The organism is Pseudomonas flavescens (genome assembly GCF_013408425.1).
Classification (GTDB): domain Bacteria; phylum Pseudomonadota; class Gammaproteobacteria; order Pseudomonadales; family Pseudomonadaceae; genus Aquipseudomonas; species Aquipseudomonas fulva_A.
Window position 1 is genome coordinate 4,425,302 of record NZ_JACBYV010000001.1, and the last position, 25,582, is coordinate 4,450,883.

A 25,582-nucleotide genomic window follows, 5' to 3' on the forward strand; every position below is an offset into this window, starting at 1 on the left:
GATAACGCGGCCAGGCAGGGGATGTGGAAGGGAGAGATAGGGGGTCGAGACGTTTTACCGGACTACAGATAGAGCAACGGCGCCAGAGGGCGCCGTCAGCAGCATCAGTACCAGTTGGGGTCTTTCTTCAACTGTTCCTGCAGCAGTTGCTTGATCCCGTCGTCCGGCTCACCGAGCCAACGCAAATCAGCATGCTCACTGGGCGTCTTGTCCTCGGGTAAACCCTCGGGCAACTGCACCCAGAGTGCGTACGCATCGTCCCGGTCCGGCGTGAAGGCGACGTACAGGCGCTGGTTGAAACAATTGGATGTTTCGCACAACTGCCCGACCAGATACTGGTCGCCGTCTTCTTCCAGCGTCTTCATCGGCGTGGCAACGCCGCTGAGGTTGATCACCCACTCGGGCAAACGCTCCTCGTCCTGGATGAGCTCCTTCCAGGCTTCACGATAGTCAGGATTGCTCCCAAGCAGATCGTTCAGACGGAATTCCCCATCGTTGGCGGCCAAGGCCGCCGCGCTACCGCCCAGCATCAGGGCGGCAACGAGCGTCTTGAATCGATTCATCGTCATGGCCTAGCCCCGAGGGCGGCGACCCATGATGAACGAAACGATGAACATGACCAGGAACACCACGAAAAGGATTTTCGCGATACCTGTGGCAGTGCCTGCGATACCACCGAAGCCCAGAACGGCAGCGACAATGGCGATGATCAGAAAGGTAATGGCCCAACTCAGCATGGCGTTTCTCCTTGGTTTTTTGAGGTCTTGCGGGTGTAACAGTTAAAAATCGGTAGGCGTCTCAGAACACCCAGCGGGTTTGCTTGACCGGCGCTTCCACGGCTTCGGCACGAACCCAGTCACCCGTGGTCTGGGTCTGTGCACTTACGGTCTGCAACGAGGCCGGAGCAGCGGAAGCGGCAGCAGGTTGAACGCTAGCCGGCACATGGGCCTGGCTGGAAACCGGCGACTCGACAGCCTTGGTTTGGGGAGCCTTGAACGACACGCTCATCATCAGGACCAGAACAGCGGCAACCGCAATGATCAGAATCTCGGTGTGGGCGCGGTGAAGGTTCATGTAAGGCTCCTCAAGGTCGTTGCCGAACGGCTAAGCGTTCTTTTCATGACTAGGTAATTGCAGCCTGCGTGCCAGCTCGAAATAAAAATAAAATACTTAAAAATCAACAACTTAAAAAACAAAACCAAGTGCCATCATTGGCATCCTGCACGATCGCGTTACAAAGCTCGGGCGTTCTGCACGACGCCAGGGGCGGCACATCCCTGTGCCAGGTGGGGTTACATGGCGTGTTTCAGGTCACGCATACGGTCATGGCAGGCACGTACCTTGGGCATTTCCACGGCGAGCAATGCGCGCACGTCCGGCTCAGCGCTCTCCAGCGCATCCTCGAAGGCGTGCAGGATGCGGTCTTCCGCTTCTTCCAACTGAGCCACGTAGGTGGCCTCTTCATCACTGGACAGGGTGGCGCGAGCATCGGCATAGGCCTGACGCAGCTTGCCCACCACGGTGCCGCTGGAGGTGGGCTCCTCCTGATTGGCGGCGACCTTGACCGAAAGGGCCTGAATCACCTGGTTCTTGGTTTGCGACATGTCACGGAACAGTGCCTGCAGGCGCACATCCTTGACCTCATCATGGGCGTGCTCGTAGAAGCGCTGGCCGTCACGGATGATTGCGATCAGTTCGTTGAGTTGCTCGGTCTTGTTGCTCATGGCGATATTCCTGTCTTTATAGGCAGTGCCGTCAGCGGCCCTGCATAGAATGGCGGTCGCTGGCGACCACCTCCCTTGCTGCTCTTTAGCTGGCGATGCGCAGGGCGTCGGCATCGACTCCACGCACGCCACGAATGTTGCGCGCGGTCTCGACGGCGAGGCGCTTCTCGGCATTGCTCAGCACGGTGCCGCTGAGGCTCACGAAGCCCTCGCGGGTATCGACCTTGATGTTCAGGCTGTCGAGGTTGCGGCTGTACAGAAAGCTGGACTTCACCTTGCCGGTTATCCAGGTGTCGCTGATCGACGCAGCGGCGTCGTTGGCAGCGTTCTGCGCCTCGGCCGACGCGCTGTCGGCGGTGTTGATGCTGAGGTGGTTGTGCACCTCACGAACGCCTTCGGTATTGGTGACGAGCTCACCGGCCAGCTCCTTGGCCACCGGGGTACCCGCATTGCCACTCAGGCTGACCACGCCGTTTTCGGCACGCACCTGAATGTCCAGGCCCTCGGTGTTGCTGTTCCACAACAACTTGGATTTCACCGTTGCGGCCAGGGTGGCATCATCGAAACGCTGGGCCAGCGTCTTGTCGGTGGTGATTCGCGCCTGCTCGTCGACAACTGCAGCCTCGATGGCAGGATCGACCTCGAGCTCATTGTTCACCTCACGAACGCCGTCGATACTGCCAGCCAGCTCGGCGGCCAGCTCGCGCTCGGCGGAGTTTTCCACCGCCCCCTTCAGCGTGGCGGTGCCGCCATCTACCGAGACCACTATTTCGAAGGGATTGAGGTGCCGGTTCAGGGCGAATGCCGTATCGATGGCACCCTGCTGCCGGGCATCGCTCAGTTGCCGATCAATCCCCTCCTCGGCCGCCTGTGCAAGCGGTGCCAGGGTGATAAGACCGGTGATGGCAATGGCCAGTGCGGATTGTCTCAACAGCATGTAACGCCTCCTCCTGTGATTCACGAATGCCGCAGCAATGCGGTCAGGAAGGAGTCGCAAGCGTTATGCCAGCCGCCAAAAAAATAAAAACCAACTAAAATCAGTTGTTTAAATCCAAGTCATGGCAGCTGGCCGCTTGCACGATGCAAGATCACGTCATACTTGCCGTGCAACTTGCACGAAGATTCCCAGACTAATCTCTGCCATTCACCCCATGGAGCATGTAAATGGAAGCAACAGGTCAGAGCGGGCGCATCCTGCTGGTCGACGACGAAGCGGCTATCCTGCGTACCTTCCGCTATTGCCTGGAAGACGAGGGCTATCAGGTCACCACTGCCAACAGCGCAGCGCAAACCGAGTCACTGCTGCAGAGGCAGGTATTCGACATGTGCTTCCTCGACCTGCGCCTTGGCGATGAGAACGGCCTCGACGTGCTGGCGCAGATGCGCATCCTCGCGCCCTGGATGCGCGTGGTGATCGTCACCGCGCACTCGGCCATCGACAGTGCCGTGGATGCCATGCAGGCAGGCGCTGCGGATTATCTGGTCAAACCATGCAGCCCGGACCAACTGCGCCTGGCCGCTGCCAAGCAACTGGAAGTACGGCAACTCTCCGCACGCCTGGAAGCCCTGGAAGGCGAAGTGCGCAAGCCCAGCGATGGCATCGACTCGCACAGCCCGGCAATGATGGCGATCCTGGAAACCGCCCGGCAGGTGGCGACCACCGATGCCAATATCCTGATCCTCGGCGAATCCGGTACCGGTAAAGGCGAGCTGGCGCGCGCCATTCACGGCTGGAGCCGCCGTGCCAAGAAATCCTGCGTGACCATCAACTGCCCGTCGCTGACCGCCGAGCTGATGGAAAGCGAGTTGTTCGGTCACAGCCGCGGCGCCTTCACCGGCGCCAGCGAAAGTACCTTGGGGCGGGTCAATCAGGCCGATGGCGGTACGCTGTTCCTCGACGAGATCGGCGACTTCCCGCTGACCCTGCAGCCCAAGCTGCTGCGCTTCATCCAGGACAAGGAATACGAGCGCGTAGGCGACCCGGTGACCCGTCACGCCGATGTACGCATCCTCGCGGCGACCAACCGTGACCTCGCTGACATGGTCAAGGAAGGACACTTCCGTGAAGACCTGCTGTACCGCCTCAACGTCATCACCCTGAACCTGCCGCCACTGCGCGAGCGCGCCGATGACATCCTTACCCTGGCCGACCGTTTCCTCGCTCGCTTCGTCAAGGATTACGCCCGCCCGGCCCGCGGTTTCAGCGAAGAGGCGCTGAAGGCGCTGCTCGACTACCAGTGGCCCGGCAACATCCGCGAGCTGCGCAACGTGATCGAGCGCGCCAGCATCATTTGCCCCGGTGAATGGGTAGAGGTCGCTCATCTGGGGATGAGTGCATCGGTCACCAACAGCGCCCCGCGTGTGGGCGCCGACCTGAGCCTGGAGGAGCTGGAGAAGGCGCATATCTCGGCGGTGCTGGCCAACAGCGAAACCCTCGACCAGGCAGCCAAGACGTTGGGCATCGACGCCTCGACGCTATATCGCAAACGAAAGCAGCTCGGCCTATGAAGCTGCGCAGCAAGCTGTTCCTCAGCACCAGCGCCCTGCTCACCGTTGCCTTGCTGGGCCTGATGCTGGGCATTTTCAGCGTGCTGCAGCTCACTCAGTCGCAAAACCGCACGCTGGCGCACAATCTGGAAGTCATCAGCGATAGCCTCGATCTCCGCCAGGAGCTGGGCAAGCAGCTATTCATGATGCTTGGCGAGGACTTCGACCAGCAGACGGTGCAGAGCCTGAAGGAGTCCGACCAACGCATCCGCAGATGGATCGACGATGGCTTGCAGGCCAGCCCGACGGAAGCCGACCGTCAGGCGATCGTCGATATCCAGGCCGCCTACCAGAACTTCAGCCGCCTGTTGGAAGACCCACTGACCGTACGCGGCCAACTGCTTACCAACGATGATTTCGCCAGAACCATCGAGACCGTTCGTGACCGCCTCAACGCCCTGCAGGTGAGCTACGTGACGGCCGTCCAGCAGTCGGAAGCCGAAGCCCGTGACCGTGCCTGGCTGATCGCCGGATTGCTGGGGCTGGTCGGCCTCGCCGTGCTGGTGATCGGCTTCATCACCGCGCACACCATCGCCCGCCGAGTCGGTCAGCCGATCGATGCCCTGGCCCGCGCTGCAGACCAGATCGGCCGCGGCGACTTTCAGGTGACCTTGCCGATTACCCCGGTTGCCGAACTGTCCGCACTGAGCCGCCGTTTCGGTCTCATGGCGGAGAGCCTGCGCCAGCTAAAGAGCAGCAACGTCGAAGCGTTGATGGCTGAGCAGCACCGCCTGCAGGCCGTGCTCGACAGCATCGACGACGGCCTGCTGATCTTCGGTCGCGACGGTCTGCTCGAACATTTCAATCCGGTCGCCCAGCGCCAGCTTGGCTGGCATGACCAGCCCCTCGGCCAGAGCCCAAGCCAGGCCCTGTCTCGCCCGGAGCTGGATGATCAACTGCAGCACGTACTGCAGGGCCACAGCCTGGAACAGCGCCTGGCGGACCTGCAGGTCGAGGCGAATGGCGAAACCCGCCTGCTCAACTACAGCCTGACACCGGTCAGCCAGGGCCAGGGGCAAATCCTCGGTGCCGTGATGGTGCTGCATGACGTGACCGAGCAGCGTGCCTTCGAACGGGCCAGAAACGAATTCGTGCTGCGCGCCTCCCACGAGCTGCGCACCCCGGTAACCGGCATGCACATGGCGTTCGGCCTGCTGCGCGAGCGCAGCAAGTTCGCCGAAGAGTCCCGCGAAGCGGATCTGGTGAGTATCGTCGACGAGGAAATGGAGCGTCTGGTGCACCTGATCGAGGATCTGCTGAATTTCTCCCGCTACCAGAGCGGCGTGCAGAAACTCGAACTGGCGCCTTGCGACATTCCCGACCTGCTAAGGCAGGCGGCCGCCCGGCATGTCGGCAAGGCCCAGGCGCGACAGGTCAGCCTGGCGCTGGAAAGCGCCGAGGGGCTGCCACGCATTCATCTGGATCAGGCGCAGATCGACCGGGTACTCGATCACCTGATCGATAACGCACTGCGCCACAGCCCAGAGTCAGGCACCATCCGGTTGCTCGCGCAACGTCAGGAGGACAGGCTGCTGATCAGTGTCGAAGATGAAGGTGAGGGCATCGCTTACGGCCAGCAGGCCAGGCTGTTCGAACCCTTCGTGCAGATCGGTCGCAAGAAGGGCGGAGCCGGGCTCGGCCTGGCGCTGTGCAAGGAAATCGTCCAGCTGCACGGCGGGCGCATCGGCGCCGAATCCCAGCCGGGCCAGGGCGCACGCTTCCATATCTCCCTGCCGCTTTAAGCGGCAATCAAGGCAAGGGCGCCAGAGCTTCAGGCGCCCTCCCCGCCGGCCTGGTGTCAGGCCTTGCCCATGCGGTTGAGCACCAGAAGAAGCGCGGCGGTTTCCGCGTCCGGCTGACCGTCGTAGAGGCTTTGCCGGTACTTCATCTGGAATGCCCGGATCACATTGCGTGTCGCTTCGTCGAGCACGCCGCTATCCGGCACCACGTAGCCCTGCGCAGCCAGCTGCTGCTGGAACCACGCGACGTCTGGCAGGCTGAGGGTGTAAACGGCCTGCTCACGGGCGACTGCGGCGGCGTCCGGCCAGGGCATCAGGCCAGCATCGGCCAGTTGCTTCCAGGGGAACAGAGGGCCCGGATCGACCTTGCGCTGCGGCGCGATATCGCTATGGCCGATGATGCTGCCAGGCGGCAAGTGGTGACGCGCCATGATGTCCTTGAGCAGCACGATCAGCGCGTCGATCTGCTGCTGGGCATAGGGCTGCCAGTAACGGCCCTTGGGCGTATCGAAGTAACCCTGGTTGATCAGCTCGATGCCGATGGTGGTGCCGTTGAGCCAGGTGCGCCCCTGCCACTCGCTGACGCCGGCGTGCCAGGCACGGCGATCCTCATCGACCAATTGGTAGATGGTCGGCGGCACGGCGTTGATCAGGTAGTGAGCGCTGACCTCTTCCTTGGTGAGCAGCTCCAGCGAGCGTGGCAGGTCGGCCGAGGTGTAGTGCAGCACGATGTACTGCACTCGGCTGCTCTGGCCGCTGGAGGTGTAGCTGTGATCGATGCGCGGCCCGCTGGCGCAACCAGCGAGCAGGAGGGCGAACAGGACAAGACTTAGGAATTTCATGGCTGGATATGCAATACGCTTTGTAGATTGTCCAACAGCATGTCGACGCTGAGCATGATCAACAGCATGCCCATCAGCCGCTCCACTGCGGTCAGCCCGCGAGGGCCGAGGAAACGCTGCAGGAACGAAGCCTGCAACAGGATGAACGCTGTCGCGGCCCAGGCCAGGATCAGCGCGAGGTAGAGCTCCCAGAGCTCGCCTTCGTGGGTGTTACGCAGGGTCATCAGCACCGCCAGTGCAGATGGCCCGGCCACTGCAGGCGTGGCCAGCGGCACGAGCATCGGTTCACCGTCCGGGACGTCCCCGAGCACGCCGTGCGGGCTGGGGAAAATCAGCCGCATGGCGATGACGAACAGGATGATACCCCCCGCGATGGCGGTTGCCTCCCGCGACAGGCCAAGCGAGCTGAGCACTTTGTCACCAAAGGTAAGGAACAGCAGCAGCAATCCCAGGGCGAACAGCAGCTCGCGCGCGGCCACCCACAGGCGCCGCTCGGGGGCGACGTTCTTCAGGGCGGCAATGAAGATGGCAATGTTGCCAAACGGATCGGTGACCAGGAAGAGCAGCACGGCGATGCTGAAGATGTCCATGTTCGGGCTCCAGAAAACAGCCGCACAGTCTAGTGTCTGTAGGAGCTGCCGTCTGTCAGCAATGCGCCTTCGTATTACCGGGCAACGCCTGCCACTGGTCGGCGCCGGACGGCGCTGAACTTGTCGTACCTCTAAACGATCCATAATCAGACGACTATGAGGGAACATTCCATGCGTGCGCTGCTCTGGTTCAAACAGGACTTACGCCTCGACGATCACCCCGCGCTGCAGGCTGCCCTCGGTGCCAATCATCTTGTGCCTCTGTATGTTCTCGATCCGGCGTTGCTGCAACTCGACGAGTTCGGCAGCCGACGCATTGGCGTGCACCGCGCGCGCTTTCTGCTGGAAAGCCTGACAGCGCTCGACAGCGCCTTGCGCCAGCGTGGCTCGAAACTTCTGGTCATCACCGGAAAGCCGGAAGAGGTGGTCGTGCAGGTGGTCGAGCAGTTCGACCTGCAGCAGGTGCTGACCCTCGACGAAATCGCCCCTCAGGAACTCGCTCTGCTCGCTCGTGTACGCGACAGCCTTGGTGGCGTTCCCCTGCGCACGGCGCAAAGCAACAGCCTGTTCAGCGAAGCCGAACTGCCTTGCCCGCTGGCGCAGTTGCCTCAGGTGTACAGCCAGTTCCGCGCACTGGTCGATGCGCGCCAGTACGTGTTCCAGCCGCAAGCAGCGCCGGATCAACTGCCGCCGTTGCCAGATGGCGCCGATGCCCCGGAGTTCGGCCTGCCCACCCAGTCCCAGTTCGGCCTTGGCGATGCCCTGAGCATCGCGCCGAGCGCCTTTCCCTTCTCGGGTGGCGAGGCAGCGGCCCAGGCCCGACTGCGTGATTACCTGTGGGACAGCCAGGGGGTCAGGCGCTACAAGGAAACCCGTAATGGCATGATCGGCAGCGAGTATTCGTCGAAGTTCTCGCCCTGGCTGGCCAACGGCAGCCTGTCGCCACGCCGCACAGCAGCCGAGCTGCGCCGCCACGAATCGCTCTATGGCGCCAACGAATCCACTTACTGGCTATGGCTGGAACTGCTGTGGCGCGAGTTCTTTCGTTGCACCTTGCAGCGCCACGGCCAGGCGCTGTTCGAAGCAGGCGGTTTGAAAGCCACCGAACGCGCGCCGCAGCAGATCGACGAGCGATTCGAGCACTGGGCTCAAGGGCGTACCGGCATGCCGCTGGTCGACGCCAACATGCGCGAGCTGATCGCCACGGGTTTCATGTCCAATCGGGGGCGCCAGGTGGTAGCCAGCTACCTGGTCAGTGATCTGGAGCAGGACTGGCGTCATGGTGCGGCCTGGTTCGAGGAGCATCTGATCGACTATGACCCGGCCAGCAACTGGGGCAACTGGGCGTACCTGGCAGGCGTCGGCAGCGATCCGCGGCTCAAGCGCATGTTCAATGCCCTCAAGCAGGCTCGTCAGTACGATCCTCAGGGGGAATACGTCAGCCTGTGGATACCGGAGCTGCGCAGCCTGCCCGAACACCTGCGCCACACGCCGTTCCTGCTACCGCATCTGCAGCTGGAGGCGATCAACTACCCAAGGCTGGAGCAGATTCCCGAATCCTGGCAGCCGCACCTTCACGCCGTGGCCTGAGGGGAGAACCGAGCGGCCCTGACGGACTGCTCAGCGTTGACCTGCCTACCGAGGATGGTGCTGGTGCGGCTCAGCCGCCTGGGGTGAAGTGCTTCTGAGTGGTGCCACGGGCGATCAGCCGGGACAGGTAATCCAGCTTTTGTGGATCACGGTCCACGAAGCGCAACACCACCTGCAGCCACTCGCTGTCAGGCTTCGGCTCGAAGGCGGCGACACTGTGCAGATAGCCGTTGAGGCGCGCCACTTCGGACGACTCGCCCTGCTCCAGATCGAGCACCACGCTTTCCAGCACTTGTGGAATCAGCTCGCCACGTTTGACCACCAACAATGCTTCCTTGAGGCTCAGTGCCTTGACGACGCAAGCCATGGTGCCGCCCGGCAGGCGCAGTTGGCCCTGGCTGCGGCCCATGGGCGTGCTTGAAGCGGCTTTGGCAGGAGCCGGGCTGGCACTGAACGCCGCCGCTGGCTGAGGCGCAGCGGCCGGACGGACGGTTTCTGCTTTGCCGGCGGTCAGCGCGGCCAGCGAATCATTGGCGAAAGCCCCGGTGCTGAGCATTTTCGGCGGTGCGGCCGACATCAGTGCGGCCAGCTTGCCGCTGCGCTGCAGGGCTTTCTTGACCTTGGTGATCAGTTGCTCGTTGGAGAACGGCTTGCCGATGAAATCGGAAACGCCAGCCTGAATGGCCTGCACGACGTTTTCCTTGTCGCCACGGCTGGTGACCATGATGAAGGGCACGCCCTTGAGCGTTTCCTGCTCACGGCACCATTGCAACAGCTCGAGACCCGACATCTCGGGCATTTCCCAATCGCAGAGGATCAGGTCGATCGGGTTGCGGCCGAGCACCTGCTGGGCCTTGCGCCCGTTGACCGCCTCCTCGATCTGGATACCGGGAAGATGGTCGCGCAGCCCCTTCTTCACCAGATCGCGGATAAAGGTGGCATCGTCCACCACCAATACACTGACTTTGCTCATCGACCACTCCCTCGAATGGCCATTAGCATAGACGCCCGCACTGGCCTAAGGCCAATACTAAAGCGTAACCCTGCGGGAACGCGTGAAGGCAACCGACCGGTGCCGGGCATTCACGCGCGCTCAGGGTGCCAGAGCAACCAGGATCACTCCTTGGCGCCGCCCTGCACTTCTTCCTGCATGCGAGTCAGGCCGATGTGTTTGACGTCGGTGCCGCGTACCAGATAGATGACCAGCTCGGCGATGTTGCGGGCGTGATCGCCGATGCGCTCCAGCGAGCGCAGGGCCCAGATCACGTTGAGCACGCGGGAGATCGAACGCGGGTCTTCCATCATGTAGGTGACCAGCTCACGCAGTGCGGTCTTGTACTCACGGTCGACGGTCTTGTCGTACTGCGCCACGGAAAGCGCCAGGTCAGCGTCGAAACGGGCGAAGGCGTCCAGTGCTTCCTGCACCATCTTGCGAACCTGATCGCCAATGTGGCGAACCTCGACGTAGCCGCGCGGCGACTCGCCTTCCTCGGTCAGCAGGATCGCGCGCTTGGCGATCTTGGTCGCCTCGTCACCGATACGCTCCAGATCGATCACCGACTTGGAAATGCTGATGATCAGACGCAGGTCCGAGGCCGCCGGCTGGCGACGGGCGAGAATGCGTACGCACTCCTCGTCGATGTTGCGCTCCATCTGGTTGATCTGGTCGTCGATCTCGCGCACCTGCTGGGCCAGGCCGGAGTCGGCCTCGATCAGAGAAGTGACGGCGTCGTTGACCTGCTTCTCGACCAGGCCGCCCATGGCCAGGAGGTGGCTGCGGACCTCCTCCAGCTCGGCGTTGAACTGCTGGGAAATATGATGGGTCAGGCTGTCTTTGTTGATCATCTGTTTCGCTCCGCGAAGGCTTCAAGCTCCGAGCTTCAAGCTACAAGTCATTGTCTGCGAATCACCCAGGATGGCCGCGTAACACTCGCGGCCCTAGCGACTGTCAGCCGTAACGACCGGTGATGTAGTCTTCGGTCTGCTTCTTGGCCGGGTTGGTGAACAGTGCATCGGTATCGCCGAATTCGATCAGCTTACCCATGTACATGAACGCCGTGTAATCGGAAACCCGCGCAGCCTGCTGCATGTTGTGGGTAACGATGACGATGGTGTACTTGGACTTCAGTTCGTAGATCAGCTCTTCGACCTTCAGGGTGGAGATCGGGTCGAGGGCCGAGCACGGCTCATCGAGCAGCAGGACTTCCGGCTGCACTGCCACGGTACGGGCGATCACCAGACGCTGCTGCTGACCACCGGACAGACCGAGGGCCGAATCATGCAGGCGATCCTTGACCTCATCCCACAGCGCCGCGCTCTTAAGACCCCATTCCACGGCCTCGTCGAGCACACGCTTCTGGTTGATGCCCTGGATGCGCAGGCCGTAGACCACGTTCTCGTAGATGCTCTTGGGGAACGGGTTGGGCTTCTGGAACACCATGCCGACACGGCGGCGCAGTTCGGCGACGTCTTCACCCTTGCGGTAGATGTCGCGACCATCGATGTTGATCTCGCCTTCCACGCGGCAACCGTCGACCAGATCGTTCATCCGGTTGAAGGTACGCAGCAGGGTCGACTTGCCGCAACCGGACGGGCCGATGAAGGCGGTCACGCGTTGCTTGGGGATGTTCATCTTGACGTCGTACAGGGCCTGCTTGTCGCCGTAGAACAGGTTCAGGCCGGGTACTTCGATGGCCACGGTTTCGTTGGCCAGGTTCAGGCTCTGCTTGTCGCGGCCAAGGGCCGAGATGTCGATGCCGTGGGAAGCGGTTTCGTGTTGCATAAGTGCTCACTCCGTTCGCAGCGCCAAGCTGCAAGCTGCAAGCTGCAAGCCCGTTCGCCGCGCTTCTGCTTGAAGCTTGCGGCTTGGGGCTTGCGGCTCGGATTTAGTGGTCCAGGGCCTTGTACTTCTCGCGCAGGCGGTTGCGCAGGTAGACGGCCGTCAGGTTGAGAATCGCGATTACCATTACCAGCAGCAGTGCGGTGGCGTAAACCAGCGGTCGCGCCGCTTCGACGTTGGGGCTCTGGAAGCCCACGTCATAGATATGGAAGCCCAGGTGCATGATCTTCTGGTCGAGGTGCAGGTAAGGGTAGTTGCCATCCACCGGCAGGCTCGGGGCCAGCTTGACCACACCAACCAGCATCAGTGGCGCCACCTCACCCGCAGCGCGGGCCACGGCGAGGATCAGACCGGTCATCATCGCCGGGCTGGCCATTGGCAGCACCACGCGCCATAGCGTTTCGACCTTGGTGGCACCCAGCGCCAGAGAACCTTCGCGCAGTGCCCGCGGAATCCGCGCCAGGCCTTCTTCGGTGGCGACGATCACCACCGGCACGGCGAGCAGTGCCAGGGTCAGCGAGGCCCACAACAGGCCAGGCGTACCGAAGGTCGGTGCCGGAGCCGATTCAGGGAAGAACAGCCGGTCGATCGAACCACCGAGCACATAGACGAAGAAACCCAGACCGAACACGCCGTAGACGATTGCCGGGACACCGGCCAGGTTGTTCACCGCGATCCGGATGACCCGGGTCAGCGGCCCCTGCTTGGCGTATTCACGCAGATAGATCGCAGCGATCACACCGAACGGGGTGACGATGACCGCCATGATCAGGGTCATCATGATGGTGCCGAAGATCGCCGGGAAGATGCCGCCCTCGGTATTCGCCTCACGCGGATCGTCGCTGACGAACTCCCACAGCTTGCTGCCGTAGAAGCTCAGCTTGTCGAGGTTCGACATGGCGTTCGGGCGAAACGCGCGGACCACTTTGCCGAGGCTGATTTCCAGCTCGCGGCCATCGGCGGAACGCACGGTCATGCTGTCGCGATTGAACTGCTGGTGGCGCGCATTCAGCTCGGCCTCGAGCACCTTGTATTCGGCATCCCAGCGGGCGCGTTCGGCAGCGAGGTCAGCCTGAGCGGCCTCGGTCAGCTCACCGCTGAGTTCGAGCTTGCGGGTCTCCAGACGTACGCGCTCGAGACCGGCGTTGATACGGCCGATGTCACGCTTCTCGAGTTGCACGATCTGGCTGTGCAGGCCGTCGACGCGGGCGATGCGTTTCTGCAGCTCCGCCCAGGCAGCGTCGCCTTCGGCAATCAGCTTGCCGTCTTCCTTGACGTTGATCAGGTAGCCGTAGAAGTTGCCCCACTCGCGGCGCTCGAAAGCGCTCAGGGTTTCAGGCCTGCGCTGCTCACCGAGCCATTCGCCGACCACCCAGGAGAAGTCGGCGCCGTACAGATCACGGTTACCGACCTTGAGCAGCTCGCGGGTCATGAACTCGCCGCCGTCGACATTTACCGGCAACCCGGCGGAGGCCAGGCGGGCACGGGGAATCTCTTCCTTCTGCACCACCTCGCCCGCCATGATCTTGGCTTCCTGACCAGGGATCTGGTAGGTGGCCTCGATGATGTCGGACGGCCAGAAGTGGGCCAGGCCACGGGTAGCGATCACGGCCAGCAGACCCAGGGTCATGATGATGGCGATGGATACCGCACCGGCGTTCATCCAGATCCAGGGCGAACCGCTCTTGAACCAGGATTTCATGTTGTGCTGTTTCACGGACATAGTCTTGCAGTCCTCAGAGCGAAGCGTACTTGACGCGCAGGCGCTGACGCACCAGCTCGGCCAACGTGTTCATGACGAAAGTGAACGACAGCAGCACCAGGGCGGAGAGGAACAGCACCCGGTAATGGGTACCGCCGACTTCCGACTCGGGCATTTCCACCGCCACGTTAGCTGCCAGGGTGCGCAGGCCTTCGAAGATGTTCATGTCCATGATCGGCGTGTTGCCGGTGGCCATCAGCACGATCATGGTCTCACCGACGGCACGGCCCATGCCGATCATCACCGCCGAGAAGATGCCCGGGCTGGCGGTCAGGATCACCACGCGGGTCAGGGTCTGCCAGGGCGTGGCACCCAGGGCCAGGGAACCGAACGTCAGGCTCTTCGGCACGCTGAACACGGCGTCTTCGGCGATCGAGTAGATGTTCGGGATCACCGCGAAGCCCATGGCCAGACCGACCACCAGCGCGTTGCGCTGATCGAAGGGTATGCCCAGGTCGTCGCTCAGCCAGGCACGCATGTTGCCATCGAACAGCCAGTTCTCCAGGTAGCCGCTCATGCTCAGCGAGACGATGCCGACCAGCAGAATCACCGGGATCAGCAGCGCCGCTTCCCAGCCATCCGGCACGCGCAGGCGCACGGACTCAGGCAGGCGGCTCCACAGGAAGCCCGCCAGCAGGATGCCGATCGGCGTGAATATCAGCAGGCTGAAGATGCCGGGCAGGTGTCCCTCCACATAAGGAGCGAGGAACAGACCGGCGAAGAAGCCGAGGATCACGGTCGGCAGCGCTTCCATCAATTCGATGACCGGCTTGACCTTGCCGCGCATGGCCGGCGCCATGAAGTACGCGGTGTAGATCGCCGCGGCGATGGCCAGCGGAGCGGCCAGCAACATGGCGTAGAACGCGGCCTTGAGAGTACCGAACGCCAGGGGTGCCAGGCTCAGTTTCGGCTCGGCGTCGGTGTTGGCCGACGTGGACTGCCAGACGTAAGCAGGCTTGTCGTAGTTCTCGTACCAGACCTTGCCCCACAGCGAGCTCCAGGAAATCTCCGGGTGCGGGTTATCGATCAGGATGCGCTCGATCTTGCCATTGGCTTCGACCAGAGCCCGGTTGGCGCGCGGCGACAGCGCGGCGATGTTGTGACCTTCGGCGACCGGCTCGACCAGCAGGGTGCGGTGCGCGGTACTGTGGAAAATACCCAGGTTGCCCTTGTCGTCCAGGGCGATGAAGCCCTTGCGACGCTCCTCGGAGATGATCTGGGTGACCGGGCTGTCGGCGAGCTTGAACTCACGAACCGGCTTGAGCGAAGAATTGCCATCTTCGTCACGCACCATGAACCATTGCTGGATGCCGCCAGTGCTATCACCGGTCAACAGCGAGATGCCACCCAGCAGGGAGGTCGCGTAGGTGATTTCGCGGTTGCCATCGTTGAACAGTTTGTAGCGACCGTTGAGAGCCTTGCTGCGCAGATCGAATACATCGGCAGTGGCGCGACCGTTGATCACGAACAGCCAGTGCTGACGTGGGTCGATGGTCAGTTCCTTGATCGGCTCGGCGATCTGCGGCAGCGACAGGCGCTCTTCGCTGACCTCGACCTCACCGGTCATCATGTTCTCGTCGCGGCTCAGGCTCAGCACCTGCAGCTCGCTCCCCACCGAACCGGCGATCAGCAGCGTACCGCTGTTCACGCTGATGCCCATGTGCTCAAGCGGGCGACCTTCGGGGTCGATGGTCAGCGGCGCCTCGCCGAACGGGTAGACGATGGACGGGGTGATGGTCTTCACGTCGTTCGGGTAGGAAATGCGGTAGGCGTGCTCGAACACCAGCGCCTGGCCATTGGACAGGCCAAGGGCAACACGGTGGCTGCCCGGCTGATCTTCACCGACGGAGACCACCTGGCTGCCGGCAGGCAGGGGCAGGTCGATGCTGGTCAGTGCGGCCATGCTCTTGGCATCGAAGAACTGGATCTTGCCGTCGCCAGACAGGCGCATACCGACCTGATTCTGTTCTTCGAGCGCCATCAGCAGCGGCTCACCGGCATCGGCCAACCAGGCTGGCTGTATGGCGTCACGTTTCTCGATGTCGGCGCCCTGGAACATCGGCAGCACGACATAGGCGAGGTAGAAGAAGATCAGGGTGATGGCGCCAAGCACCGCCAGGCCACCGATCGACACGCACCAGCGGGCCAGGCGGTCCTTGAAGGCGCGTATGCGGCGCTTGCGTTGCAGAGCCGGAGTATTGAAGTCCAGCCCGAGGGAATTTGGAGAGGCGGTCATGGGTTCACTTGCCAAGTCATTCATAGTGGAGAGCGTCTCTGCGCGGCCATGAGCGCGCCGTATTTTCAGTCCGTTTCACGAGCCCGGCCAATCTAGCGCGTTCGTGTGACAGAAAAGTTACAGCACGGTGACGTGGCGAAGCCCGCCTCTCGGAGAGAGGCGGGCTTCGCGAATTGCAGGTTGCTAGAGGCTTACAGCCCCAGCTCCTTGCGGGTCTTCTCGATGACCTTGAGCGGCAGCGGGATGTAGCCATCCTTGACCACGACGTCCTGGCCCTGCTTGGACAGGATCAGTTTCAGGAACTCTGCATCCAGCGGGCTCAGCGGCTTGTTAGGCGCCTTGTTCACGTAGATGTAGAAGAAGCGAGCCAGCGGGTACTTGCCCGACAGCGCGTTGTTCTCGTTGGCTTCCTCGACTTCGCCCTTCTTGTTCACCAGGGGAACGGCACGGACGCTGGCGGTACGGTAGCCAATGCCCGAGTAACCGATGGCGTTGACGGTGCTGGAGATAGACTGCACCACGGAAGCCGAACCTGGCTGCTCGTTGACGTTGGACTTGAAGTCGCCTTTGCACAGGGCTTCTTCCTTGAAGTAGCCGTAGGTGCCGGATACCGAGTTACGACCGAACAGCTGGATCGGCTTGGTAGCCCACTCACCGCTCAGACCCAGCTCGCCCCAGGTTTTCAGTTCCTTGGGCTCGCCGCACAGACGGGTGCTGGAGAAGATCGCATCGACCTGTTGCATGGTCAGTTGCTTGATCGGGTTGTCCTTGTGGACGAACACGGCCAGGGCATCGATGGCGACTGGAACGGCAGTCGGCTTGTAGCCGTACTTCTGTTCGAAAGCCTGGATTTCGCTGTCCTTCATGGCGCGCGACATCGGGCCGAGGTTGGCGGTGCCTTCGGTCAGCGCAGGTGGCGCGGTGGAGGAACCGGCGGCCTGGATCTGGATGTTCACGTTCGGGTAGGACTGCTTGTAGTTCTCAGCCCACAGGGTCATCAGGTTGGCCAGGGAATCGGAGCCAACGCTGGACAGGTTGCCCGATACGCCCGAAGTCTTCTCATAGGTCGGCAGAGCCGGATCGACAGCGGCAACCGCATGGGCAGTGGCGACGCCAGCTGCAACAAATGTCATGGCCGCCATCAAACGCTTCAGTTTCATGCCTTGCTCCTAGCAGAGTGGTAATCATTGGAAGGCCGGCGTGCCGTGGTCGTAGCGCCCGATTTACCGCCTTCTCACGATTGGGGTCGTGTTGGTTGGAACGGGGCTCAGTATCGTCAGCCCATGTGACCACTCTATGTAACCAATATGACAGTTGGATGACGGCGCAGGAGGGACGTCGGCGATGCGAATACGGGTGCATGGGCGGGCGCAACGCGCTAAGGTCGCGGGGCGACCACCCAGTCGGTATACTTTCCCGGCCCCATCAACGGGCCCACCACAGCGCCGCGAGCCGTGAACAGATGAAAGACTTCGAACAGGAAGACCCGATACCTCAGGGCGATCTGGCACTGCAGATCACCGCTCTGCCACGCGAGACCAATGGTTTCGGCGATATCTTTGGCGGCTGGCTGGTTTCGCAGATGGATCTGGCCGGCACGGCAATGGCGAGCAAGGTCGCTGCCGGCCGCGTGGCAACCGTGGCCATCGATCGCATGGCCTTTCTGGTTCCGGTGGCGGTGGGTGCGCAGTTGTCCTTCTATACCCAGGCACTGGAGATCGGCCGCAGCTCGATCCAGATGCTGGTGGAAGTGTGGAGCGATGACCCGCTTTCCAGCGAATGGCGCAAGGTCACCGAAGCGGTATTCGTGTTCGTCGCCATCGACGGCAGTGGCCGCACCCGCTCGGTGCCACCGCGCCGCTGAGTGCAACCGACCGCGCGTAAGCCCACTGCATGACCGCTTCTTCAGTCCTTAGCGGCCCTGCCCGATCAGCTCGCTGACCCGCGCGCGATCCGCTGCGAAGCTGCTCTCCGCCTGCTTGCGCGCCGCCTGGTGACGCTCGATGTCCTTCTTCAGACGAACCTGCTCATCACGCTGACCGTTGATCTGGGCAAGCAGTTGCTCCGGCACCTGACGCCCTGCCCGCTCCTGATCCGCCGCCTGCTTCTGCAGGTTGGCCTGCTGCAAGCGAACCGATTGCAGGTTGCCATTGGCCACACCGATCAGCCCATCCAATTCGGCCAACTTGCGGGCGCGGGCACGGTCGACGTCTTCGGGGCTGCTATATAGACGCAGCAACTGGGTATCGGACTTGGCCCGCTCGCGGTCAGCCAACAGCTTCTTCATTTCATCGGCCGTCGGCGCTGGCGGCACCACACGCACGACACGCCCCTGCTCGTTGAGCACGTCATAGCCCTTGCCGATGAACTCGCTGGGCACACCCTGGCGGTCGATCACCGTGATGCCCTGGGCATTGGTGTAGCGATACATCTCGCTGGCGCTCGCCCATAGCGGCAGCAGCAGACCAAGCCAGAGGGTGCGACGCATGATGGGCGATTTGAACATGGAGCGCGCTCTCTCGGCTCGTCAGACTCAGATGCCGTACTCGGCCCGATAGGCCTCCACAGCAGGCAAGTATTGCTTCAGTTCAGCATCATCGGCCAGATATTCCAGCACTTGCTGCAGAGAAACGATGCTCACCACCGGAATATTGAAGTCGCGCTCCACTTCCTGAATCGCCGACAGCTCGCCACGACCGCGCTCCTGACGGTCCAGCGCGATCAGTACACCGGCCGCCTGGGCGTTCTGCGCCTGGATGATCTGCATCACCTCACGGATCGCGGTACCAGCGGTGATCACGTCATCGATGATCAGCACGCGGCCTTCCAATGGCGCGCCGACCAACGTGCCGCCTTCGCCATGATCCTTGGCTTCCTTGCGGTTGAAGCACCAGGGCAGGTCGAGGTCATGGTGCTCGGCGAGCGCCACGCCTGTGCTGGCGGCCAGCGGAATGCCCTTGTAGGCCGGGCCGAAGAGCACGTCGAAGGGGATGCCGCTGTCGACCACCGCGGCCGCATAGAAGCGCCCGAGGCGGGCCAGCGCCAGGCCACTGGCGAACAGCCCGGCATTGAAGAAGTAAGGGCTGACGCGTCCCGACTTGAGGGTGAACTGGCCGAAGCGAAGAACGCCTCGCTCGATGGCGAAACGAATGAAATCGCGCTGATACGTTTGCATTAATGACCCTGAGGCGGCACTGGATGTGGCTTGGAATTACTAAATGGCGTCTAGCTCAGGTATCATACACGCACGTGTTTTTGGGGGCCATTTATGCGGATCATCAGTGTGAACGTGAATGGTATTCATGCTGCAGTCGAGCGCGGTTTGCTCAGTTGGCTGCAAGCACAGAATGCCGACGTGATCTGCCTGCAGGATACCCGTGCCTCCGCCTTTGAGCTGGACGACCAAGCCCTCCAACTGGATGGCTATTTCCTCTATGCCTGCGATGCAGAAGTGCCAAGCCAAGGTGGCGTGGCACTCTACTCGCGGTTGCAACCCAAGGCGGTAATCAGCGGACTCGGCTTTGAAACGGCCGATCGCTACGGGCGCTACCTGCAGGCAGATTTCGACAAAGTGAGTATCGCCACGCTGCTGCTGCCTTCGGGCATGGGCGGTGACGAGAACCTGAATCAGAAATTCAAGTTCATGGACGATTTCTCCAAGTACCTGGACAAGCAGCGCCGCAAGCGCCGTGACTACATCTATTGCGGCTCGCTGTATGTCGCCCATCAGAAGCTGGACGTGAAGAACTGGCGCGACTGCCAGCAATCACCCGGTTTCATGGCGCCCGAGCGCGCCTGGATGGACGAGATCACCGGCACCATGGGTTATGTCGATGCCGTGCGCGAGGTCAACCGCGAGGCTGACCAGTTCAGCTGGTGGCCGGACAACGAACAGGCGGAGATGCTCAACCTGGGCTATCGCTTCGACTACCAGTTGCTCACCCCGGGCATGCGTCGCAGTGTTCGCACCGCTCGCCTGCCACGTCAGCCGCGCTTCTCCCAACATGCGCCGCTGATCGTCGACTACGACTGGACGCTGACCGTCTGATCGATGCCGCTGACACGAAAACGCCCCGACCTGTTCGGGGCGTTTTCATTTGCGCTGTTCTGTATTGGGAAAAACGCCGCCAACTGTGACGTGCCAGCGTGAACCATCCGCGCTAGCCTGCGCGTCCGCATACCACCACACGAGGCCGCGCCGATGACACCCAAGGACATACTGCTGGCTGCCGTGGTGATCGTCGCCTGGGGCGTCAACTTCGTGATCATCAAGGTCGGCCTCGAAGGCGTACCGCCAATGCTGCTCGGCGCCCTGCGTTTCGCGCTGGCGGCGTTTCCGGCGATTCTCTTCATCCGCCGCCCGGACATGCCGCTGCGCTGGCTGCTCGCGTATGGCCTGACCATCTCCCTGGGGCAGTTCGCCTTTCTGTTCTCGGCGATGTACGTCGGCATGCCCGCCGGCCTGGCATCGCTCGTACTGCAGGCACAGGCCTTCTTCACCCTGGGTTTCGCTGCGCTGTTCATCGGCGAAACGGTGCGTCGCAGCAGCCTGATCGGACTGGTCGTGGCGGCCGCAGGGCTGTTGCTGATCGGCAGTGAAAGCGGGCGCAGCTTCACCCTTGCCGGCTTCGTGCTGACCCTGTGCGCGGCGGCGATGTGGGGGCTGGGCAATATCGTCACCAAGCGCATCGGCAAGGTGAATCTGGTCAGCCTGGTGGTATGGGGCAGCCTGATTCCACCGCTGCCATTCCTGGCGCTGTCGCTGATGCTCGAGGGCCCGGCGCAGATCGAAACGGCGCTGCGCACGATTTCCCTCAACTCGCTGCTGGCCATCGCCTACCTGGCGTTCATCGCCACCCTGCTGGGCTACGGCCTGTGGAGCCGCCTGCTGTCACGCTACCCGGCCAGCCAGGTGGCGCCCTTCTCGCTGCTGGTGCCGGTGGTCGGCCTCAGCTCGGCCTGGCTGCTGCTGGGCGAAGGCCTGAGCACGGCACAATGGATTGGAGCGGCCGTGGTCATGCTGGGGTTGCTGATCAATGTGTTCGGCGCACGCCTGTTGCAGCAGTTGCGCGGCGTTTCGGCCTGACGGGGACACCGCTGGGGCAGCGACCGAGCTGAACCTTCAGCTCCGCGCGGCCTCCGCCAACGGTATCGACGGCAAGGACCAGGCGATCCGACTGATCGGCCCGATCAGTCGATGCGCTCGAACTTCAGGTCCCACACGCCGTGCCCCAGGCGCTCACCACGGCGCTCGAACTTGGTCACCGGGCGCTCGGCCGGGCGCTCCACGCAGCGGCCATCGGCTGCCTGGTTGCGATAGCCAGGTGCGACGCTCATCACTTCCAGCATGTATTCGGCATAGGGTTCCCAGTCAGTGGCCATGTGCAGCACACCGCCGACCTTGAGCTTCTGACGTACCAGTTCGGCGAACGCCGGTTGAACGATACGGCGCTTGTTGTGACGCGCCTTGTGCCAGGGGTCCGGGAAGAACAACAACACGCGGTCGAGGCTGGCGTCGGCCACGCACTGACGCAACACTTCCAGCGCATCGCAGCTGTACACCCGCAGGTTGCTGAGGTTCTGGGTCATCACCCCGTTGAGCAGCGCACCAACACCCGGCCGGTGCACTTCCACGCCGATGAAGTCTTGCTCAGGCGCTGCGGCGGCCATTTCCAGAGTGGAGTGGCCCATACCGAAACCGATTTCGAAGGTGCGCGGCGCCTTGCGCCCGAATACCGCGTCGAAATCCTGCAGGCCATCGCTCAACGCCAGGCCGAACTTCGGCAGGCCCTGATCGAAGCCGCGCTGCTGGCCTTCGGTCATGCGCCCGGCCCGCATCACGAAGCTCTTGATGGCGCGCATGTGCCGTGGGGTTTCTTCGGCTGGGGTTCGTTCGATATCGCTCATGGAGTACTCGGGACACGGAATAGGGAAAGAGAAAACCGCGAACGGGGACTGCCGGTCCCCGTTCGATACCTGTACGGCAGGCTGTGCTCAGCGGATCATGCCCTCCAGGGGCGACGACGCACTGGCATAAAGTTTCTTCGGCATGCGCCCTGCCAGGTAGGCCAGGCGGCCGGCCTCGATGGCGTATTTCATGGCCTGGGCCATGAGCACCGGCTGCTGGGCATGGGCGATGGCGCTGTTCATCAGCACCGCCTCGCAGCCCAGCTCCATGGCGATGGTGGCGTCGGAGGCCGTGCCAACGCCGGCGTCCACCAGTACCGGAACGGTCGCCTCCTCAAGGATGATGCGCAGGTTGTAAGGGTTGCAAATACCCAGCCCGGTGCCGATCAGACCGGCCAGCGGCATCACCGCGATGCAGCCCATTTCCGCCAGCTGTCGGGCGATGATCGGGTCGTCACTGGTGTACACCATCACGTCGAACCCTTCCTTGACCAGCACGTCGGCGGCCTTGAGGGTTTCGATCACGTTGGGGAACAGGGTCTTCTGATCAGCCAGCACTTCCAGCTTGACCAGTTTGTGACCATCGAGCAGTTCACGGGCCAGGCGACAGGTACGCACGGCTTCGACCGCGTCGTAGCAACCGGCGGTGTTCGGCAGGATGGTGTAGCGATCCGGCGAAATCACGTCGAGCAGGTTGGGCTCACCCGGGTTCTGACCGATGTTGGTACGACGCACCGCCACGGTAACGATCTCCGCGCCCGAGGCCTCGATGGCGGCACGGGTCTCGTCGAGATCCTTGTATTTGCCGGTACCGACCAGCAGGCGCGACTGATAGGTACGGCCAGCCAGGGTGAAGGGCTTGTCGCTGACAACGTGGCTCATGGGGATTCCTCTGCACGGGAGAGTTGGAAGGGCGTGGCGCAGGGCTCAGCCGCCGCCGATGGCATGTACCACTTCGAGGCTGTCACCCTCGGCCAGCGCGGTGCTGGCGTACTGGCTGCGCGGAACGATATCGAGGTTGCGCTCGACTGCAACGCGGCGGCCTGCCAACTGCAGGTGCTCGATCAGGTCGGCGACACTGGCACCGTCGGGCAGCTCGAGGGCTTCACCGTTCAACTGGATATGCATGGCGACACGTCACAACAGGAGAAAGGGCCGGCATTCTAGCCCGATCACCGGCGATGACCAAGGCGCTGGCCGGCCATTCGTCTCAGGCCATGCGCCAGGCGAGCAGCCCCAGGCAGGCCCAGCCAGCCAGAAAAGCCAGGCCGCCGAACGGGGTGACGATACCCAGCTTGCTGACACCACTGAGGGTCAACAGATAAAGACTGCCGGAAAACAGCACGATGCCCAGGGCGAAGAAGCTACCCGTCAGATTCACCAGACGGCCTGGCACCAGCAGGGCGAGAACCGCCACACCGAGCAATGCCAGGGCATGGATCAGCTGATAATGGGTGCCGGTCTGAAACACGGCCAGGTACTCGGGGCTCAGCCTGCTCTTCAGGCCATGGGCAGCGAACGCCCCCAGAGCGACCCCGGAAAAGCCGGCAAAGGCCGACAGCAGCAACCACAGACGAACCATAACGTCCTCACCGATCATCAAGGGATGAGGCAGTTTACGCCCTCGACCGCCCCCACGCGCGCTCCCGATTGCCGCAGCGCCCGCAGCGTTGCCCGCAACGGCGCAGGGAGCCGTATAATGGTCGGCCAATCAAGCCTGGCTCCCCGCGCATGCTCCGATCCATTCGCCGCGTTCTGCTGAAGCTGCTGTTCTGGTCTATCGCCGGCTCGGTCCTGCTGGTGCTCGCCTTTCGCTGGATTCCGCCACCGGGCACGGCGCTGATGGTCGAGCGCAAGATCGAATCCTGGATCGACGGCCAGCCCATTGACCTGCAGCGCAGCTGGCGCTCCTGGGAGCAGTTGCCCGACGACCTGAAGATCGCCGTCATCGCCAGTGAAGACCAGAAGTTCGCCCAGCACTGGGGCTTCGATGTCGACGCGATCAAGGCCGCGGTATCGCACAACCAGCAGGGTGGTTCGGTGCGCGGTGCCAGCACGCTGAGCCAGCAGGTGGCGAAGAATCTCTTTCTCTGGTCCGGCCGCAGCTGGCTGCGCAAGGGTTTCGAGGTGTGGTTCACCGGGCTGATCGAGCTGCTGTGGCCCAAGCAGCGCATTCTCGAGGTCTACCTCAACAGCGCCGAATGGGCCGATGGCGTATTCGGCGCGGAAGCGGCGGCGCAGCATCACTTCAATACCGGCGCGTCGTACCTCTCGGCGCGTCAGGCCAGCCTGCTGGCTGCCGTACTGCCCAACCCGCGGCAGCTGGATGCAGGCCGCCCCAGCGGCTACGTCAACCAGCGCGCCAACTGGATCCGCCGGCAGATGCGCCAACTCGGCGGCAGCCACTACCTGAACCAGCTACAGGCACCACGGCCAAGCTGGTGGCAGAAGTAGGCTGGACCGGGATACCTAATGAGCGTGATGCGTGCAATGGGTGCGCCGAAGCCCCCAGGAGCATGAACCCTAGGGTGGAGCTTCAGCCCACCAAAGCCATTCAACCCGACGACAGCGCATGCGGTTCAGCGCCGCGGGCTGTGGGCGTTGTGATGGTGGGCTGAAGCCCACCCTACGCGATCGAACGGAGAGCGTGGGGCTGTCGCCGAGCTTTTGTGGGAACGGGCCATGCCCGTGACTTCGCGCGCATGGCGCGCTCCCACAAAGTTCGGCGATGTCCGCTACCGCCACTTTGCGCCAATCCGCAAACGGCCTACAAACGAAAACGCCCCGAGCGATGTCGGGGCGTTTTGGGTTCAGCAGGCCGGAATCAGGCGGCGATGGAGCCCTTGAGCTTGTTCATCGCGTTCTTCTCCAACTGACGGATACGCTCCGCAGAGACGTTGTACTTGGCCGCCAGTTCATGCAGCGTGGCCTTTTCCTCAGCCAGCCAGCGCTGCTGGAGGATATCGCGGCTGCGCTCGTCGAGCGCTTCCAGGGCCTCGTGCAAGTTGGCACTGGAGGTATCGCTCCAGTCCTCGTCTTCCATCTGCTTGGCCGGGTCGTAGCGATGGTCTTCCAGATACTGAGCGGGCGACTGGAAGGCACTGTCGTCGTCGGCATCGGCAGCCGGATCGAACGCCATGTCATGACCGGTCAGACGGCTTTCCATCTCGCGGACCTCACGGGCCTCGACGCCCAGGCTTTCGGCCACGGCATTGACTTCGTCGTTGTTCAACCAGGCCAGACGCTTCTTCTGGCTGCGCAGGTTGAAGAACAGCTTGCGCTGAGCCTTGGTGGTCGCGACCTTGACGATGCGCCAGTTGCGCAGGATGAACTCGTGGATTTCGGCACGAATCCAGTGCACGGCAAAGGACACCAGGCGCACGCCCATTTCCGGGTTGAAGCGCTTGACCGCCTTCATCAGGCCGACGTTGCCTTCCTGGATCAGGTCAGCCTGAGCCAGGCCATAGCCGGAATAACTGCGCGCGATGTGCACGACGAAACGCAGGTGGGCCAGCACCATCTGGCGGGCGGCCTCGAGATCCTGGCTGTAGAAGAGATTGCCGGCCAGTTCGCGCTCCTGCTCGGGCGTCAGCAGCGGAATGCTGTTGACCGCATGCACGTATGCTTCCAGGTTTGCGCCTGGAACCAGAGCATGAACAGGTTGCAAGGAAGTGGACATTTGAATCCTCCGATTCACGTAACGTACGCAGTGTAGCACTGCGCAATATGACCGGAAGCCACCATCCTGGTTCCCCGGTCAATAGTCAATATCAACCAAATCAATAACTTGGCGAGGCGTCAAGCTA

27 protein-coding genes are annotated in these 25,582 nt (G+C 62.5%); 7 read left to right on the forward strand and 20 right to left on the reverse strand.

Going from position 1 to position 25,582, the window contains the following annotated elements; translation table 11 throughout:
* Window positions 1-104: 104 nt before the first annotated feature.
* The 5 genes from FHR27_RS19830 to FHR27_RS19850 form a co-directional block, all read right to left on the reverse strand.
* Complete coding sequence (locus tag FHR27_RS19830) at window positions 105-569, reverse strand: inhibitor of vertebrate lysozyme family protein (protein ID WP_082045883.1); 465 nt, start codon at window positions 567-569, stop codon at window positions 105-107.
* Between the two features lie 3 nt (window positions 570-572).
* Window positions 573-737: a DUF1328 domain-containing protein gene (locus FHR27_RS19835; RefSeq protein WP_013789335.1), complete on the reverse strand. Its 165-nt coding sequence runs from the start codon at window positions 735-737 to the stop codon at window positions 573-575.
* 61 nt (window positions 738-798) lie between these two features.
* Window positions 799-1,074, reverse strand: coding sequence for a hypothetical protein (locus tag FHR27_RS19840; protein ID WP_179539362.1), 276 nt, complete (start codon window positions 1,072-1,074; stop codon window positions 799-801).
* Between the two features lie 218 nt (window positions 1,075-1,292).
* Window positions 1,293-1,724 carry a PA2169 family four-helix-bundle protein gene (locus tag FHR27_RS19845; protein WP_042555973.1) on the reverse strand — a complete coding sequence of 144 codons (432 nt, stop codon included), beginning with the start codon at window positions 1,722-1,724 and terminating at the stop codon, window positions 1,293-1,295.
* A gap of 85 nt (window positions 1,725-1,809) precedes the next feature.
* On the reverse strand, window positions 1,810-2,661 hold the full coding sequence (locus FHR27_RS19850; RefSeq protein ID WP_042555972.1) for a BON domain-containing protein: 852 nt from the start codon (window positions 2,659-2,661) through the stop codon (window positions 1,810-1,812).
* Between the two features lie 227 nt (window positions 2,662-2,888).
* On the opposite strand from FHR27_RS19850, the gene algB reads away from it, so the two are divergent.
* Both algB and FHR27_RS19860 read left to right on the forward strand, forming a co-directional pair.
* Window positions 2,889-4,232 (forward strand): sigma-54-dependent response regulator transcription factor AlgB, encoded by a 1,344-nt coding sequence (algB, locus tag FHR27_RS19855; RefSeq protein WP_042555971.1) that lies wholly within the window; start codon window positions 2,889-2,891, stop codon window positions 4,230-4,232.
* Complete coding sequence (locus FHR27_RS19860) at window positions 4,229-6,013, forward strand: KinB sensor domain-containing domain (RefSeq protein WP_179539363.1); 1,785 nt, start codon at window positions 4,229-4,231, stop codon at window positions 6,011-6,013. The genes algB and FHR27_RS19860 overlap by 4 nt, the downstream gene beginning before the upstream one ends.
* A gap of 56 nt (window positions 6,014-6,069) precedes the next feature.
* Here the strand turns inward: FHR27_RS19860 and FHR27_RS19865 are convergent, their stop codons facing one another.
* Together FHR27_RS19865 and FHR27_RS19870 are read right to left on the reverse strand one after the other, a co-directional pair.
* The gene (locus FHR27_RS19865) at window positions 6,070-6,852 is read right to left on the reverse strand and encodes an N-acetylmuramoyl-L-alanine amidase (protein WP_179539364.1); all 783 of its coding nucleotides are present in this window, start codon (window positions 6,850-6,852) and stop codon (window positions 6,070-6,072) included.
* On the reverse strand, window positions 6,849-7,442 hold the full coding sequence (locus FHR27_RS19870; RefSeq protein ID WP_042555968.1) for a MarC family protein: 594 nt from the start codon (window positions 7,440-7,442) through the stop codon (window positions 6,849-6,851). The genes FHR27_RS19865 and FHR27_RS19870 overlap by 4 nt, the downstream gene beginning before the upstream one ends.
* A 171-nt stretch (window positions 7,443-7,613) precedes the next feature.
* Between FHR27_RS19870 and FHR27_RS19875 the strand changes: the two genes are divergently transcribed.
* Window positions 7,614-9,032, forward strand: a complete 1,419-nt coding sequence (locus FHR27_RS19875; RefSeq protein ID WP_042555967.1) for a DASH family cryptochrome — start codon at window positions 7,614-7,616, stop codon at window positions 9,030-9,032.
* Window positions 9,033-9,102: 70 nt separating this feature from the next.
* Here FHR27_RS19875 and FHR27_RS19880 read toward each other — a convergent pair whose 3' ends face one another.
* The 6 genes from FHR27_RS19880 to FHR27_RS19905 form a co-directional block, all read right to left on the reverse strand.
* Window positions 9,103-10,005 (reverse strand): response regulator, encoded by a 903-nt coding sequence (locus FHR27_RS19880; RefSeq protein WP_042555966.1) that lies wholly within the window; start codon window positions 10,003-10,005, stop codon window positions 9,103-9,105.
* Between the two features lie 143 nt (window positions 10,006-10,148).
* Window positions 10,149-10,877 carry a phosphate signaling complex protein PhoU gene (gene phoU / locus FHR27_RS19885; RefSeq protein WP_042555965.1) on the reverse strand — a complete coding sequence of 243 codons (729 nt, stop codon included), beginning with the start codon at window positions 10,875-10,877 and terminating at the stop codon, window positions 10,149-10,151.
* A gap of 103 nt (window positions 10,878-10,980) precedes the next feature.
* The gene (gene pstB / locus FHR27_RS19890; protein WP_042555964.1) at window positions 10,981-11,814 is read right to left on the reverse strand and encodes a phosphate ABC transporter ATP-binding protein PstB; all 834 of its coding nucleotides are present in this window, start codon (window positions 11,812-11,814) and stop codon (window positions 10,981-10,983) included.
* A 103-nt stretch (window positions 11,815-11,917) separates the two neighbouring features.
* Complete coding sequence (pstA, locus tag FHR27_RS19895) at window positions 11,918-13,573, reverse strand: phosphate ABC transporter permease PstA (RefSeq protein WP_444964388.1); 1,656 nt, start codon at window positions 13,571-13,573, stop codon at window positions 11,918-11,920.
* Between the two features lie 34 nt (window positions 13,574-13,607).
* A complete protein-coding gene (locus FHR27_RS19900; RefSeq protein WP_042555963.1) occupies window positions 13,608-15,893 on the reverse strand; it encodes an ABC transporter permease subunit in 2,286 nt (761 codons plus the stop codon).
* A 167-nt stretch (window positions 15,894-16,060) separates the two neighbouring features.
* The gene (locus tag FHR27_RS19905; protein ID WP_042555962.1) at window positions 16,061-17,029 is read right to left on the reverse strand and encodes a PstS family phosphate ABC transporter substrate-binding protein; all 969 of its coding nucleotides are present in this window, start codon (window positions 17,027-17,029) and stop codon (window positions 16,061-16,063) included.
* A gap of 302 nt (window positions 17,030-17,331) precedes the next feature.
* On the opposite strand from FHR27_RS19905, the gene FHR27_RS19910 reads away from it, so the two are divergent.
* The gene (locus FHR27_RS19910; protein ID WP_179539366.1) at window positions 17,332-17,733 is read left to right on the forward strand and encodes an acyl-CoA thioesterase; all 402 of its coding nucleotides are present in this window, start codon (window positions 17,332-17,334) and stop codon (window positions 17,731-17,733) included.
* Between the two features lie 48 nt (window positions 17,734-17,781).
* On the opposite strand, the gene FHR27_RS19915 is transcribed toward FHR27_RS19910, so the two are convergent.
* A complete protein-coding gene (locus tag FHR27_RS19915) occupies window positions 17,782-18,375 on the reverse strand; it encodes a hypothetical protein (protein WP_042555960.1) in 594 nt (197 codons plus the stop codon).
* 27 nt (window positions 18,376-18,402) lie between these two features.
* Complete coding sequence (gene pyrE, locus FHR27_RS19920) at window positions 18,403-19,044, reverse strand: orotate phosphoribosyltransferase (RefSeq protein WP_042555959.1); 642 nt, start codon at window positions 19,042-19,044, stop codon at window positions 18,403-18,405.
* A gap of 93 nt (window positions 19,045-19,137) precedes the next feature.
* Between pyrE and FHR27_RS19925 the strand changes: the two genes are divergently transcribed.
* Both FHR27_RS19925 and FHR27_RS19930 read left to right on the forward strand, forming a co-directional pair.
* Window positions 19,138-19,917 carry an exodeoxyribonuclease III gene (locus FHR27_RS19925; protein WP_042555958.1) on the forward strand — a complete coding sequence of 260 codons (780 nt, stop codon included), beginning with the start codon at window positions 19,138-19,140 and terminating at the stop codon, window positions 19,915-19,917.
* 153 nt (window positions 19,918-20,070) lie between these two features.
* Complete coding sequence (locus FHR27_RS19930) at window positions 20,071-20,955, forward strand: EamA family transporter (RefSeq protein WP_042555957.1); 885 nt, start codon at window positions 20,071-20,073, stop codon at window positions 20,953-20,955.
* Between the two features lie 104 nt (window positions 20,956-21,059).
* Here the strand turns inward: FHR27_RS19930 and trmB are convergent, their stop codons facing one another.
* From trmB to FHR27_RS19950, 4 genes are all read right to left on the reverse strand, one after another.
* Window positions 21,060-21,776: a tRNA (guanosine(46)-N7)-methyltransferase TrmB gene (gene trmB / locus FHR27_RS19935; protein WP_179539367.1), complete on the reverse strand. Its 717-nt coding sequence runs from the start codon at window positions 21,774-21,776 to the stop codon at window positions 21,060-21,062.
* 87 nt (window positions 21,777-21,863) lie between these two features.
* Complete coding sequence (locus FHR27_RS19940) at window positions 21,864-22,658, reverse strand: thiazole synthase (RefSeq protein WP_179539368.1); 795 nt, start codon at window positions 22,656-22,658, stop codon at window positions 21,864-21,866.
* Between the two features lie 45 nt (window positions 22,659-22,703).
* Entirely contained in the window at window positions 22,704-22,904 is a 201-nt protein-coding gene (gene thiS / locus FHR27_RS19945; RefSeq protein ID WP_042555954.1) for a sulfur carrier protein ThiS, read from the reverse strand.
* An 82-nt stretch (window positions 22,905-22,986) separates the two neighbouring features.
* The gene (locus FHR27_RS19950; RefSeq protein WP_179539369.1) at window positions 22,987-23,358 is read right to left on the reverse strand and encodes a DUF423 domain-containing protein; all 372 of its coding nucleotides are present in this window, start codon (window positions 23,356-23,358) and stop codon (window positions 22,987-22,989) included.
* Between the two features lie 149 nt (window positions 23,359-23,507).
* Here FHR27_RS19950 and mtgA point away from each other — a divergent pair, with 149 nt between their 5' ends.
* Window positions 23,508-24,230, forward strand: coding sequence for a monofunctional biosynthetic peptidoglycan transglycosylase (gene mtgA / locus FHR27_RS19955; protein WP_042555952.1), 723 nt, complete (start codon window positions 23,508-23,510; stop codon window positions 24,228-24,230).
* Window positions 24,231-24,600: 370 nt separating this feature from the next.
* Here mtgA and rpoH read toward each other — a convergent pair whose 3' ends face one another.
* Window positions 24,601-25,455 carry an RNA polymerase sigma factor RpoH gene (rpoH, locus tag FHR27_RS19960; protein WP_042555951.1) on the reverse strand — a complete coding sequence of 285 codons (855 nt, stop codon included), beginning with the start codon at window positions 25,453-25,455 and terminating at the stop codon, window positions 24,601-24,603.
* Window positions 25,456-25,582 lie beyond the last annotated feature (127 nt).

Bases quoted from the DNA above. Each gene is read 5' to 3' on its own strand.
- FHR27_RS19840 (WP_179539362.1), bottom strand. From the start codon at position 1,074: ATGAACCTTCACCGCGCCCACACCGAGATTCTGATCATTGCGGTTGCC.
- pstB (WP_042555964.1), bottom strand. From the start codon at position 11,814: ATGCAACACGAAACCGCTTCCCACGGCATCGACATCTCGGCCCTTGGC.
- pyrE (WP_042555959.1), bottom strand. From the start codon at position 19,044: ATGCAAACGTATCAGCGCGATTTCATTCGTTTCGCCATCGAGCGAGGC.
- FHR27_RS19940 (WP_179539368.1), bottom strand. From the start codon at position 22,658: ATGAGCCACGTTGTCAGCGACAAGCCCTTCACCCTGGCTGGCCGTACC.
- FHR27_RS19835 (WP_013789335.1), bottom strand. From the start codon at position 737: ATGCTGAGTTGGGCCATTACCTTTCTGATCATCGCCATTGTCGCTGCC.
- FHR27_RS19915 (WP_042555960.1), bottom strand. From the start codon at position 18,375: ATGTTCAAATCGCCCATCATGCGTCGCACCCTCTGGCTTGGTCTGCTG.
- FHR27_RS19880 (WP_042555966.1), bottom strand. From the start codon at position 10,005: ATGAGCAAAGTCAGTGTATTGGTGGTGGACGATGCCACCTTTATCCGC.
- mtgA (WP_042555952.1), top strand. From the start codon at position 23,508: ATGCTCCGATCCATTCGCCGCGTTCTGCTGAAGCTGCTGTTCTGGTCT.
- FHR27_RS19900 (WP_042555963.1), bottom strand. From the start codon at position 15,893: ATGAATGACTTGGCAAGTGAACCCATGACCGCCTCTCCAAATTCCCTC.
- FHR27_RS19925 (WP_042555958.1), top strand. From the start codon at position 19,138: ATGCGGATCATCAGTGTGAACGTGAATGGTATTCATGCTGCAGTCGAG.
- thiS (WP_042555954.1), bottom strand. From the start codon at position 22,904: ATGCATATCCAGTTGAACGGTGAAGCCCTCGAGCTGCCCGACGGTGCC.
- FHR27_RS19905 (WP_042555962.1), bottom strand. From the start codon at position 17,029: ATGAAACTGAAGCGTTTGATGGCGGCCATGACATTTGTTGCAGCTGGC.
- FHR27_RS19860 (WP_179539363.1), top strand. From the start codon at position 4,229: ATGAAGCTGCGCAGCAAGCTGTTCCTCAGCACCAGCGCCCTGCTCACC.
- FHR27_RS19910 (WP_179539366.1), top strand. From the start codon at position 17,332: ATGAAAGACTTCGAACAGGAAGACCCGATACCTCAGGGCGATCTGGCA.
- FHR27_RS19870 (WP_042555968.1), bottom strand. From the start codon at position 7,442: ATGGACATCTTCAGCATCGCCGTGCTGCTCTTCCTGGTCACCGATCCG.
- trmB (WP_179539367.1), bottom strand. From the start codon at position 21,776: ATGAGCGATATCGAACGAACCCCAGCCGAAGAAACCCCACGGCACATG.
- FHR27_RS19830 (WP_082045883.1), bottom strand. From the start codon at position 569: ATGACGATGAATCGATTCAAGACGCTCGTTGCCGCCCTGATGCTGGGC.
- pstA (WP_444964388.1), bottom strand. From the start codon at position 13,573: ATGAAATCCTGGTTCAAGAGCGGTTCGCCCTGGATCTGGATGAACGCC.
- FHR27_RS19875 (WP_042555967.1), top strand. From the start codon at position 7,614: ATGCGTGCGCTGCTCTGGTTCAAACAGGACTTACGCCTCGACGATCAC.
- rpoH (WP_042555951.1), bottom strand. From the start codon at position 25,455: ATGTCCACTTCCTTGCAACCTGTTCATGCTCTGGTTCCAGGCGCAAAC.
- phoU (WP_042555965.1), bottom strand. From the start codon at position 10,877: ATGATCAACAAAGACAGCCTGACCCATCATATTTCCCAGCAGTTCAAC.
- FHR27_RS19845 (WP_042555973.1), bottom strand. From the start codon at position 1,724: ATGAGCAACAAGACCGAGCAACTCAACGAACTGATCGCAATCATCCGT.
- FHR27_RS19950 (WP_179539369.1), bottom strand. From the start codon at position 23,358: ATGGTTCGTCTGTGGTTGCTGCTGTCGGCCTTTGCCGGCTTTTCCGGG.
- FHR27_RS19930 (WP_042555957.1), top strand. From the start codon at position 20,071: ATGACACCCAAGGACATACTGCTGGCTGCCGTGGTGATCGTCGCCTGG.
- FHR27_RS19865 (WP_179539364.1), bottom strand. From the start codon at position 6,852: ATGAAATTCCTAAGTCTTGTCCTGTTCGCCCTCCTGCTCGCTGGTTGC.
- FHR27_RS19850 (WP_042555972.1), bottom strand. From the start codon at position 2,661: ATGCTGTTGAGACAATCCGCACTGGCCATTGCCATCACCGGTCTTATC.
- algB (WP_042555971.1), top strand. From the start codon at position 2,889: ATGGAAGCAACAGGTCAGAGCGGGCGCATCCTGCTGGTCGACGACGAA.